Annotated in this window: 10 protein-coding genes; 2 read left to right on the top strand and 8 right to left on the bottom strand. The window is 68.9% G+C overall.

Translation table 11 applies throughout. From position 1 onward, the window contains the following. Positions 1–28: 28 nt before the first annotated feature. The gene (gene petA, locus IS481_RS03695; RefSeq protein WP_104358351.1) at positions 29–625 is read right to left on the bottom strand and encodes a ubiquinol-cytochrome c reductase iron-sulfur subunit; all 597 of its coding nucleotides are present in this window, start codon (positions 623–625) and stop codon (positions 29–31) included. 234 nt (positions 626–859) lie between these two features. Here petA and mscL point away from each other — a divergent pair, with 234 nt between their 5' ends. After that, positions 860–1,270 (top strand): large conductance mechanosensitive channel protein MscL, encoded by a 411-nt coding sequence (gene mscL, locus IS481_RS03690; RefSeq protein WP_104358350.1) that lies wholly within the window; start codon positions 860–862, stop codon positions 1,268–1,270. A 159-nt stretch (positions 1,271–1,429) separates the two neighbouring features. Beyond that, on the top strand, positions 1,430–3,916 hold the full coding sequence (locus IS481_RS03685) for a DUF1631 family protein (protein ID WP_165908645.1): 2,487 nt from the start codon (positions 1,430–1,432) through the stop codon (positions 3,914–3,916). Between the two features lie 67 nt (positions 3,917–3,983). Here the strand turns inward: IS481_RS03685 and IS481_RS03680 are convergent, their stop codons facing one another. The 7 genes from IS481_RS03680 to IS481_RS03650 form a co-directional block, all read right to left on the bottom strand. Next, positions 3,984–4,718: an amino acid ABC transporter ATP-binding protein gene (locus IS481_RS03680; RefSeq protein WP_104358348.1), complete on the bottom strand. Its 735-nt coding sequence runs from the start codon at positions 4,716–4,718 to the stop codon at positions 3,984–3,986. A 54-nt stretch (positions 4,719–4,772) separates the two neighbouring features. Further along, positions 4,773–5,438, bottom strand: a complete 666-nt coding sequence (locus IS481_RS03675; RefSeq protein WP_104358347.1) for an amino acid ABC transporter permease — start codon at positions 5,436–5,438, stop codon at positions 4,773–4,775. Continuing rightward, positions 5,435–6,145 carry an amino acid ABC transporter permease gene (locus IS481_RS03670; RefSeq protein WP_104358346.1) on the bottom strand — a complete coding sequence of 237 codons (711 nt, stop codon included), beginning with the start codon at positions 6,143–6,145 and terminating at the stop codon, positions 5,435–5,437. The genes IS481_RS03675 and IS481_RS03670 overlap by 4 nt, the downstream gene beginning before the upstream one ends. 127 nt (positions 6,146–6,272) lie before the next feature. Then, positions 6,273–7,163: a transporter substrate-binding domain-containing protein gene (locus tag IS481_RS03665; protein ID WP_104358345.1), complete on the bottom strand. Its 891-nt coding sequence runs from the start codon at positions 7,161–7,163 to the stop codon at positions 6,273–6,275. Positions 7,164–7,288: 125 nt separating this feature from the next. Beyond that, positions 7,289–8,203 (bottom strand): amino acid ABC transporter substrate-binding protein, encoded by a 915-nt coding sequence (locus IS481_RS03660; RefSeq protein WP_104358344.1) that lies wholly within the window; start codon positions 8,201–8,203, stop codon positions 7,289–7,291. A 413-nt stretch (positions 8,204–8,616) separates the two neighbouring features. Further along, positions 8,617–10,842, bottom strand: a complete 2,226-nt coding sequence (locus tag IS481_RS03655) for a site-2 protease family protein (RefSeq protein WP_104358343.1) — start codon at positions 10,840–10,842, stop codon at positions 8,617–8,619. Positions 10,843–10,894: 52 nt separating this feature from the next. After that, positions 10,895–11,821, bottom strand: coding sequence for a LysR substrate-binding domain-containing protein (locus tag IS481_RS03650; RefSeq protein WP_104358342.1), 927 nt, complete (start codon positions 11,819–11,821; stop codon positions 10,895–10,897). Positions 11,822–12,033: the final 212 nt, after the last annotated feature.

Genomic DNA, 12,033 nt, shown 5'->3' with positions numbered 1-12,033 from the left:
GAGTGTCACCTCAATACTCTGCGGCCCTTCAGGCCTTCTTGTCCTCGCCGATCAGCAGCACGGTGTCGGAGAGATACATGTGCGGCGGCACTTCCAGGTTGTCCGGCGCAGGCTTGTTCTTGAAGACACGGCCGGCCAGGTCGAAGGTCGAGCCGTGGCAGGGGCAGAGGAAGCCGCCCGGCCAGTCGTCAGGCAGCGAGGGCTGCGCGCCGGGGGTGAACTTGTCGACGGGAGAGCAACCGAGGTGGGAGCAGATGCCCACGCCGACGAAGATCTCGGGCTTGATCGAGCGGTACTGGTTCTTCGCGTACTCGGGCGTCGGGTACTGCTTGCGATCGGAATTGGGATCGGCCAGCTGGTCGTCGAGCTTCTTGAGGGCCTCCAGCTGCTCGGGCGTGCGGCGGATGATCCACACGGGTTTGCCGCGCCATTCCACCGTCATCTTCTCGCCCGGCTGCAGCGAGCTGATGTCGACTTCCACCGCCGCACCGGCGGCCCGGGCCTTCTCCGAAGGCTGGAAGCTGCTGACAAAGGGAACTGCGGTGGCCACGCCGCCGACGGCACCCGCGCCACAGGCAATGGCTACCCACGTGCGGCGGCCTTTGTCCACTTGCTGGTCACTCATGGGGATCCTCGGAAAGCTCTTCTACGATTAGGGCAACCCTTAATTCTAGCCCACGGGCGCAACGCGAAACCAGTGCCACGTGGTGCGATCTGCGCTCGACAGGCGCGAACCGGCGCCCTGCGGCGCATTCCCGGCCCGCGCAGCGCTTGAGCAAGGGCAAGGGCTCGGCAATACTCTCGCCGGGCCGCGCGCAGCCGCCGCGGCAACGCACCCTACGCTAACCAGGAGCCCCTCATGAGTTTCATGTCCGAATTCAAGGAATTCGCCGTCAAAGGCAACGTGATCGATCTCGCCGTCGGCGTGATCATCGGCGGCGCCTTCGGCAAGATCGTCGATGCGCTGGTCAACGACATCATCATGCCGGTGGTCAGCAAGCTGTTTGGTGGGCTGGATTTCTCGAATTACTTCATCCCGCTGGCCGGCCAGACCGCCGAAACCCTGGCCGAAGCCAAGCAGGCCGGGGCGGTGTTCGCCTACGGCAGCTTCATCACCGTCGCGCTCAATTTCCTGATCCTGGCCTTCATCATTTTCGTGATGGTGCGCCAGATCAACCGCCTCAAGCGCTCCGCCCCGCCCCCGGCGCCGGCCGCCCCGCCCGAAGAGGTCGTGCTGCTGCGCGAGATCCGGGATTCGCTGCGCAAGTAACAACACGTAACCATGCGGGCACCTCCCGTGCGGAGGACTGCCCGCCACGTCGCCTTGGACCGGGAAAAGGTTGGCGAACTGCGCACTTCGCCACGTCCGCCCGCGTCGGCCCACAGCACTTTTCGGGCCATACTGTCCGTCCTTGCGACGCCAGGTGAGATGAGCCTTCCCGACCCGCGACTCCACACCGCCATGCAGTCGGCGGTGCAGAAGATCCTGTCCACGGTGTCGACCGCCTCGAGCAGACTGGTCGATGCCCTGGGCATGCTGGCGTTGTCGGCCACCAGCAATGCGCAGCGCCAGTCCTACATGTCGGCGCAGTTCGACCTGCACCGCAAGCTGCCGGTGTTCAACACGACGTTCGCCACGGTGCTGAACGAGAAGGTGGCGCAGGAGCTGCATCCGCGCACCGGCAGCCGGCCGCTGGCGGCCACCGACTGGGCCTCGCTCAGCCTGGTGGGCGACTCGGAGGTCGAGGAACAGGTCACCGCCCACCGGCTCGGCCTGGAGATCGAACACGAGTGCGAGTGGGAACTGCGCGAGCTGGACGCCTACATCGGCTCGCTGCTCGGCATCGGCCGCGCCGACCCGGAGCGCAACCCGATCCGCCCGGAGATCCTCGGCAAGGCGCTGTTCCGCGCCATCGAGGCGGTCACCACCGACACCGCGGTGCGCAAGACGCTGTCGTCCGAGCTCGGACGCAGCCTGGCCAAGGCCATGCGCCCCTGCTACAGCGCCATCGTCAGCGATTTCGTCGCGCAGGGCATCCAGCCGGTCGGGCTGACCGTGCGGGCCGCCCCGCCGGCGCCGGCGGCCTCCGTGCACGGCCCGCTGACCGCGCCCGGCGGCCTCCATCCGCGCGCGCCCGCCAGCGCCCCGGCCGCCGACCCGAACCATGCCGCGCAAGCGCTCAGCGCGATGTTCGGCATCTCGGTGCCGGCGGGCCTGGGCAGCAGCGGCCCGGGCCTGCTGTCCGGCGGCTTCGCACCGACCTCCTCGTTCCCGAACACCGGCCCGGGCAGCGCCGCGGCGGTGGCGGCGCCTCCCACCACGGCCAGCGACGCCCACATGCTGGAGGTGATCCGGCGCCTGGCCTTCCTCGCCAGCTCGCCCGGCACGCTGGACGCCGGCAGCGGCTGGTCGTCCAGCGCCTCGCAGGCGCTGGCCGGCGCCGGCACGAACTCGTCCCCCGGCGCGCTCGGCGCCCCGGCGAGCGGCAACGGCGGGCTGAGCGGCCTGATGGCGGTCAACCTGATCCGCGCGCACCGCGAGGAGCTGATCCGCGCTTCCAGCGGCGCGCTCGATCACATGGTGATCGACATCGTCGCCTCGCTGTTCGACCAGATCCTCTCGGACAGCAAGGTCCCGCCGCAGATGGCGCGCCAGATCGCGCGGCTGCAGCTGCCGGTGCTGCGCGCGGCGCTCAAGGACGTGCAGTTCTTCTCGTCGCGCAGCCACCCGGTGCGCCGCTTCGTCAACCGCATGGCCTCGATCGCCTGCGCGTTCGAGGATTTCGACGAGGGCCCGGGCAAGCGCTTCCTCGAGCTGGTGCGCGAGCTGGTGCAGCAGGTGGTCGACGGCGACTTCGACCAGATGAGCCTGTACGAGAGCAAGCTGCGCGCGCTCGAGAACTTCGTGCAGGAACAGACGCGCGACGAGGCCCAGGCGCACGCGGAAGCGGTCGAGCTGCTGGCGCAGAAGGAAACCCAGCTGCGCGTGCAGGCGCGCCATGCCGAGCTGATGCAGGCGGTGCTGCAGTCGGTCACGCTGGCGCCGGAGTTCGTGCGCCGCTTCCTGCTGGACACCTGGACCCACGCCCAGGTCGAGGCGACCTGGCGCCATGGCGCGGATTCCGAGATCGCCAGGCGCCTGCGCGGCGTGCCGCGCCAGCTCATCCTCAGCGTCCTGCCCAAGGGCACGCCGGCCGAGCGCAAGCAATTCATCCTCGCGCTGCCCGGCCTGATGAAGACGCTCAACGAAGGCCTGGCGCTGATCCACTGGCCCGAGGAGCGCAAGAAGGCCTTCTTCGGCGAACTGCTGCCCTGCCATGCACAGTCGCTCAAGGGCCAGCCGCTGACCGACTTCGAATACCGCCAGCTCGACACCCACCTGCAGGCGCTGGACCGGCTGGTGGTGCCTGCGGCCGAGGACGTGCCGCTCGCGCCGCCGTCGGCGACGCTGGCCGAGCAGGCCGACACCGGGTTCTCGGCCGAAGAAGCGGCCCAGGTGGGACTGGTCGAGGACGCCGCGATCAACTGGGACGGCAACGTCGACATCGACCTGGAGCAGCTCGATTCCTCCTCGGGCGAGCTGGACATCAACCTCGACGGCCTGGGCCCCGAGATGGCCCCGGAGACGCCCACCCGCGGCGCACAGCTGGCGCAGTACGTGCAGGCAGGCGTGGCCTACCAGATGCACGTCGAGGGCGAGTGGCGCAAGGTGCGCCTGAACTGGGTGAGCCCGGGCCGCACCTTCTTCATCTTCAGCTACGGCAAGAAGCACCAGAGCATCGTCTCGATGACCGGGCGCATGCTGACCAAGCTGTGCGAGACGGGCCGCTTCCGCGCCTTCGAGCAGGCCTACCTGATCGAGCGGGCCGTGGCCCGCACGCGCAAGCAGCTGGCGGCGCTCACCAGCAAGGCCTGAGCGTCACGCGCGCGGCCCGCCACGGGCCGCGCCCCCTTGCCCGGCCTTCCGGCCGGGGACACCCGCTTCAGTGCTGCAGGATCTTGGAGAGGAAGTCCTTGGCGCGCGGCGAACGCGCTTCGGGGTTGCCGAAGAACTCCTCCTTCTTGCAGTCCTCGATGATCTTCCCCTGGTCCATGAAGATCACGCGGTGGCTGACCTTGCGCGCGAAGCCCATCTCGTGGGTCACGCACATCATGGTCATGCCTTCCTGGGCCAGCTGCACCATCACGTCCAGCACCTCGCCGACCATCTCCGGGTCGAGCGCCGAAGTGGGTTCGTCGAACAGCATCACGATCGGGTCCATGCTGAGCGCGCGGGCGATGGCCACGCGCTGCTGCTGGCCACCCGACAGCTGTCCCGGGAACTTGTCCTTGTGCGCCATCAGGCCCACGCGGTCGAGCATCTTCAGGCCGCGGGCGCGCGCCTCGTCCTTGCTGCGGCCGAGCACCTTGACCTGCGCGAGCGTGAGGTTCTCGGTCACGCTCAGGTGCGGGAACAGCTCGAAGTGCTGGAACACCATGCCCACGCGCGAGCGCAGCTTGGGCAGGTTGGTCTTGGGGTCGCCGATCGAGACACCGTCCACCAGGATCTCGCCCTGCTGGAACGGCTCCAGCGCGTTGACCGTCTTGATGAGGGTGGACTTGCCCGAGCCGGACGGTCCGCACACCACCACCACCTCGCCCTTGTTGACGGTGGTGCTGCAGTCGGTCAGCACCTGGAACGAGCCATACCACTTGCTGACGTTCTTGATTTCGATCATTGCCGACATGTCGTCGTCTCCTGATTCAAAGCCGCTGTCCTGCAGGCAGGAACGTCAGCGGACGATGGCGATTTTCTTCTGCAGGCGCTTGACCAGCTGGGACAGCGCAAAGCAGATCACGAAGTAGACCAGGGCCGCAGCCAGGTAGGCCTCCACCGGCCGGCCCATGTTCTTGCCGGCGATCTCGAAGCCCTTGAGCGTGTCGTAGGCGCCGATCGCGTAGACGAGCGAGGTGTCCTGGAACAGGATGATCGTCTGCGTCAGCAGCACCGGCAGCATGTTGCGGAAGGCCTGCGGCAGGATCACGTAGCGCATGTTCTGCCCGTAGGTCAGGCCCAGCGCCTGGCCGGCGAACACCTGCCCGCGCGGGATCGACTGGATGCCCGCGCGCATGATCTCGGAGTAGTACGCCGCCTCGAACAGCGTGAAGGTGATGATGGCCGACAGCTCGGCACCGATCGGGCGGCCCAGCACGAACGGCACCAGCAGGAAGAACCACAGGATCACCATCACCAGCGGGATGGAGCGCATCCCGTTGACGTAGATGGTGGCGGGAATCTCCAGCACCTTGAGGCCCGACAGGCGCATCAGCGCCAGCAGCGTGCCCAGCACGATGCCCCCGATCATCGCGATCAGCGTCAGCTGGACGCTGAAGGCGAAGCCCTTGAGCACGTAGCTGCTGATCAGATCCCAGTTGTAGAAGGACCAGTCGAGATTCATTTGCCGCCTCCCACGTAGCCGGGCACGCGCACGCGCGCCTCGATGAAGGCCATCACGCGGTTCACGGCGAAGGCGGAGATGATGTAGAGCGTGGTGACGGCGAGGTACACCTCAATGCCGCGCGAGGTCTCCTCCTGGACCTGCATCGCGAACAGGGTCAGCTCGGAGATCGACACCGCGAAGGCGACCGACGAGTTCTTGATGATGTTCATCGCCTCGCTGGTCAGCGGCGGGATGACGATGCGGAACGCCATCGGCAGGATGACGTAGCGGTAGGTCTGCGGCAGCGTCAGGCCCAGCGCCGAGCCGGCCATCATCTGGCCGCGCGGCAGGGCCTGGATGCCGGCGCGCACCTGTTCAGCCACGCGCGCCGAGGTGAAGAAGCCGAGCGCGAAGATCACCAGCACGAAGGTCGACAGGCCCTGCAGGGGCGGCACCAGCGCGGGGATCACGTGGTACCAGAGGAAGACCTGCACCAGCACCGGAATGTTGCGGAACAGCTCGACCCAGGCGTTGCCGAGCCATTGCAGCCCCTTGTGCGGCACCGTGCGGATGGTGCCGATCAGCGCCCCGACGACCAGGGCGATGACCCAGGCGCAACCTGCCACCGACAGCGTCCAGCCCCAGGCCGACATCATCCAGTCGAAGTAGGTTTCGTCCGCCCCTGTGTCCCGCAGGAAGACTTCCCAGTCCCATTGGTAACTCATGTCGTTCTCCTCCGGAGCACGCCGCCGCTGGCCGTGCGGCTGCCCCGGATTCTCGTGCTTCTCTCGTGGCGATGGTTAAAAAAAACCCACCCGCGTGCAGCAAGTGGGTCGTGAGCCGGCCCGCGCCTTACTTGGCGGCGTAGGCTTCCATCGGCTTGTCGTTCGGGTTGGCGATCAGCTCCTTGAGCGTGGCGCCCATCGGCAGGTTCACGCTGACGTTCTTGGGCGGGATCGGCTGCATGAACCACTTGTCGTACAGCTTGGCCAGCTCGCCGCTCTGCATGGCCGCGCGGATCGAGTCGTCCACCGCCTTCTTGAAGGCGGGGTCGTCCTTGCGGATCATGATCGCGATCGGCTCGACCGACAGCACCTCACCGACGATCTCGAAGTCGGCCGGATTCTTGGCGTTGGCGATGTTGCCGGCCAGCAGGTTGTCGTCCATCACGAACGCGTCGGCACGGCCCGATTCCAGCGTCAGGAAGGAGTCGGCGTGGTCCTTGCCAAAGATCTCCTTGAACTGCACGCCTTCGGCGCGACGGTGCTTGCGCAGGTGCTGCACGGACGTGGTGCCGGTGGTGGTCACCACGGTCTTGCCCTTGAGGTCGGCGATCGACTTGATGCCCGACTTCTTGTTCACGGCCATGCGCACTTCGGTCACGTAGGTGGTCAGCGCGAAGGCGACCTGCTGCTGGCGCGCCTCGTTGTTGGTGGTCGAGCCGCACTCGATGTCGACCGTGCCGTTCTGCACCAGCGGGATGCGGTTCTGCGAGGTGACCGGGGTGTACTCGATGGTCGGATTGATGCCCAGCTGCTTGCCGATGTCGCCGATGATGCGCTCGCACAGCTCGACGTGGTAGCCGACGTACTTGCCGCTGCCGACCGTGAAGGACAGCGGGGACGACGATTCACGCACGCCCATCACGACCTTGCCGGTCTCCTTGATCTTCTTCAGGGTGTCGGCTTGGGCTGCGCCGGCTGCCAGCAGGGCAGCGGCCAGGACGAGCAGAGACTTCTTCATAGAGGCTCCTAGTGGTTGAGCTAAAACCCCAGTCGGGTCAATGTCGAGGAACGCGATTCTAGAGATCGGTGCTGACAGCGGTCTCCGGTATACCCCGCCCCCGGGTGGCCTACGGCATCATCCCATCAGAACGGCACCTGGTCGGTCGGATATTTCCAGAAGTCCTTCAACAGGTAGCTCATGGGCAGGTTGAGCGACACGTCGTTGGGCGGGATGGGACGCAGGAACCAGCGTTCGTAGAGGGCCTCGATCTCGCCGCTGCGGATCAGCCGCCGCATCTCGTCGTCGACGATCCTCTTGAACCCCGGATCGTCCTTCGACAGCATGATGGCCAGCGGCTCGATGGTGAGGAACTTGCCGACCACCTTCAGCTTCGCCGGATCCGGACGGTTGGCGATCAGGCCGTAGAGCAGCACGTCGTCCATCACGAAGCCGTCGGCCTCGCCGCGCTCGACCATCTCGATGGCTTGCGCATGGTCCGGCGCCTCCAGCAGCGTGATGCGCAGCAGCCGCTCGCGGTTGGCCTGGTCGACCGCCTTCAGCGGCGTGGTGCCCCGGGTCGAGACCAGCTTGCGGCCCTCGAACTGCGGCAGGTCGTCGATGCCGCTGTCGGGGCGCACCGCGTAGCGCGCGCCGGTGATGTAGTGCGGCACGGTGAAGGCCACCGTCTTGCGGCGTTCGGCGTTGTTGGTGGTCGAGCCGCATTCCAGCTCGGCGCGTCCTTCCACGATGGCCCGGATGCGGCTGGCCGGCGTGACCGGCACGAACTCGGGTTCGAGCCGGTCGAGGCCGAGCTGCCGGCGTACGGCCTCGGCCACCTTCAGGCACAGGTCCAGTGCATAGCCCACGGGACGGCCTTGCGCATCCAGGTAGGAAAACGGCACCGCGGATTCACGGTAGGCGAGGCGGATCTTGCCGCTGGCACGCACGTGGTCCACCACGGGACCGGCCTCGGCGAGCGACGGCACGAGCACGGCCAGCGCGCAGGACGCCACGGCGAACCCACGTGCAGCACGCGCAGCCCAACGACGGAAAAGCATGTTCTGTTCTCTACGACTCAACGGCTTCAGGAGGTCGCCAGGCAGCGGGCCGCGACGACGCGGGCGGCATCGACGCCCGACGGCCTGGCCTGCGGCTGCAGGCCCTCCTGCACCGGCATCCGCACGTTCAGCCCCCTGTCAGCTGGCAGCGTGACCGGCCCGGCACGCCGATGCGCGCCGGTGGTGCGACGACGCCGTCACGGGCTGTGGCCTGGCCCAGGAAAGGGCCGGCGGCAGGAGCGATCCGGGAAGCGGGGACGTGCATGAACAGGGAGTCGGTCCGGAGAATTGCGCGCGACTGTAGGGCCTACGCAATTCCGGTGCCAATGCTGATTGCGCGGGAGATTATGCGCCTCGCGCATGAGCGATCAGGGTTAACACCAGGAATTGGGTGTGTCTTTTTCCGCAGATCGTCAGCGCGCCGGGACGGCAGGCCCCCCTTGGCGCAGGTAGCTGCTCTCGAGCAGGACGCGCAGCGCCGGCAGCTCGGTCAGCCGCGCCTCGTCGGCAGCCAGCAGGACCAGGCGCCAGCGGCCGTCGGGATGGGGCTGCGGATGCAGCAGCAGCGGATCGCCCTGCCAGCTGCCGACCTGCAGCCACTGCGCCACCTGGTCGAGCGGCAGGAAGCATGGTCGATCCGGGTCGGTCTCGCAGGCGATGGGCACGGCACCGGGTCGTTGCGGGTGGCGCTCGCGCAGTTCACGTGTCAGCTGCGCGACCAGGCGCGGGCGGTTGTCCCGCAGCGGCCGCACGTCGGCCACCGCATGCAGCTCCAGGCCATCGGCCGCGCGCAGGCCGTCGCCGGACTGGTAGAGCGCGTGCACCTCGTCGGGCAGCGCACGGCCGGTGCGCGTGGCCAGGGACTCCAGGGCCAGCGATGAAGCGGGCGCACGCGTGCCCGCCGCGACATCCACGGCGCGCGCCAGTGCGGCGATGTCCATCTCGCGCGCCTGGCGCGCGCGCTCCAGCCCCGGCTGCACGAGCCTTTCCTCCTCCGAGAGGAAGCTCAGCTGCGCATGGGCGAGCAGGCGTGGCAGCCCCGCCACCGGCAGGGCGAGCAGCACTGCATAGAGGACCGCCAGACCGGCCTTGCGCGGCACGGCCATCGGCTTGTCGCGCAGGCGGTCCAGCCACTCGTCGACCATGCGGACCCGCTGGGCCAGCGAGGCCCGTGCCGGCAGCAGGCGCTCCAGCAACTGGAACGACAGGCGCACCGCCGCCTTGGCATCGGCCGGGCGCATGCGTGCCGCCGCGCGCCGGTACCAGCGCTCGAACTGCAGCTGCCGCCACAGCCCGCCCCAGCCCAGCACGCGCAGCACCAGCAGGACCAGCAGCAGGGGCGACCCGAACCACCAGGCCAGTGCCAGCAGGCCGCACGCGGCCAGCGCCTCCAGCCCGATGCGCACCGCCGCATGGCGGGCCGGCAGCAGGGCCTCGAGCACCTGCCCGCCGTCCAGCGGCGCGAAGGGCAGCAGGTTCAGCGCGTTGATGAACACCAGCAGCCAGGCCAGCAGGGCCGTGGCACCGCCGGCCGGCACCGCCCACAGCAGCGCCAGGCCCAGCAGCAGCCCCGGCACCGGCCCGGCCAGCGCCACCAGGGCGCGGTGCCAGGCGTCGGGCCGGCTGGCCTCGCCGAACGCGACGCCGCCCACCAGCGGCAGCATCAGCATCTGGGTGCGGCGGTAGCCGAAGGCCCGCATCGCGAGGTAGTGGCCGGCCTCATGCAGCGCGACCACCACCAGCAGGCACGCGGCCAGCGTCAGGTCGAACACCAGCCAGGCCAGCAGCAGGAACAGCAGGCAGCTGCCGCCGTACAGGGCCCACTGCACCGGCGGCAGGGGCGCGGGCCGGGGGGCGAGCTTGCCCGCCGCGTAGATCAGCAGGCTGCGCTCCAGCGGCGCGGCGCGCTTGAGCGCCACGCTGTCGTCCGGCAGCGCCGCCAGGGTCCGGCGCAGCAGGCGCGTCCGCCTGGCGGTCCACACGAACAGCTCCGGCAGGCGCCGCAGCGACACGCACAGCGCCTCGCCGTCCGGCCGGCACCAGCCCTGCCCGACCGCGGCCTGGATCGTGCGGTTCTCGTAGTCGGTCAGCCGCGCCTCGATCTGCTCGGGCTCGCCCCAGGGCAGGAAGTCGGGCAGGCCTTCGGCGCGCATCGCGGCCAGCTGCGCCTCGTACTGCTCCTTCACGCTCGCATGGCCTTCGCCCGCGGTGCGCAGCAGCTGCGGATCCGGCGGCACCACCGACCAGGGCAGGTTGGACGAGCCCACCATCAGCCCTTCGCGCACCTGGGCCAGCATCACCAGCGCGTGCAGGTTGGGCAGCTCGAGCAGGCCGGGGGCCATCACCTGCGCGAGGATCGGGTACTGCGCATGGACGTAGACGCGCACCGGTCGCCAGGGCGTGAGTTCGCGCGGGACGGCGCGCCACTGCGTGGCGTGCGAGAAGCGGAAGCCCAGCGCCAGCAGCTCGGCCTCCAGCGGCTGGAACAGGTCGTCGACCGCCGGCTGCGCACGCACGGGGGCGACCCGGCGCTCGATGCGCCCGGGCAGGCGCAGCGAGGCCAGCTCGCGCAGGCGCGCCACCATCGGGGCCAGCCAGGCCAGCAAGACGATCGCGGCGGTCAGCGCCCACCCGCTCATCGGTTCCTCCTCGTGACGGACGCGCCCCCCGGCATCGCGCGGGCCGGGTGGATCAGCTGCTGCTGCGCGTCTCGCGCAGATACTCCCACAAGGCCTGGACGCCGGGACGCACGTGCTTGGCGACTTCGGGCCGTTCGCGGTAAATCCGCACGTCCATCGTCACTTCGTAGGCCTGCGGGTCGGCGGCGAGCACCAGCCGCTTCGCGCGCAGTTCCTTGCGCACCGAGCTGGAGGGCAGGAAGGCCACGCCATGGCCTTCGAGCGCCATCGCCTTCAGCCCTTCGGCCATGTCGGTCTCGTAGATGGGGTCGAGGTGCAGCGGCTGCGGCGAGCGCTTGACGATCAGGTCCACCAGCCGGCCCAGGTAGGCGCCCTGCGCATAGCCAAGGAAGGGCACCGGTTCGCCGGCGTGTCCCGGCAGCCGGAACAGCGGCTCGCCGTCGGCGCCGGCCCGGGCGTAGGGCGCCAGGGTCTCCTCGCCCAGGCTCAGCATCTCGTAGCGGTCCGGGTTGAGCTGCAGCGGCTGGGACGGGTGGTGGTAGGCGATCAGCAGGTCGCAGCTGCCTTCGGTCAGCCGCATCACCGCGTCGTGCACGTTGAGCGCGATCAACCGGCTCTTGACCGCGCCGAAGCTCTTGCGCAAGCCCATCACCCAGTGCGGGAAGAAGGTGAAGGCCAGCGTGTGCGGCACGGCGAACTCGATCATGTCCTGCGCGGCCGAGCGGTGGCTGCGCATCATGTTGCGGGTCGCCTGCAGGGTCCCGAGGATTTCCAGCGCCTGGGCGAGGAAGGTTTCGCCCGCGGGCGTCAGCCGGGTGGGATAGGACGAGCGGTCGACCAGGTCGGTGCCCACCCACGCCTCCAGCGCCTGGATGCGACGCGAAAACGCCGGCTGCGTCACATGCCGCAGCTGCGCCGAACGGGAAAAGCTGCGCGTCTCGGCGAGGCTGACGAAATCTTCGAGCCACTTGGTTTCCATCGAGGGCGAAGTGTAACCACGCGGAAACCGCGCGCCGGCGCCGATCGCCCGGCCGGCCGGCGGCACAGCCGATGCCCGGCAGGATACCCCCTCGAATCGGGGGGCAGGGCCAGTCCCGGCTCAAGACGCCCGGAATGGCGCCGATATGCCGGACATCTGTCCCTGCCGACAGCCCCGGGGGCCTGGCCTGCTGCGGGTTGACGGCGCGAGCT

The sequence above is a fragment of the Caldimonas thermodepolymerans genome, assembly GCF_015476235.1.
Classification (GTDB): domain Bacteria; phylum Pseudomonadota; class Gammaproteobacteria; order Burkholderiales; family Burkholderiaceae_C; genus Caldimonas; species Caldimonas thermodepolymerans.
Note: the sequence above shows the minus strand (reverse complement) of the source record. Positions and strands in the feature narration are given on the sequence as shown.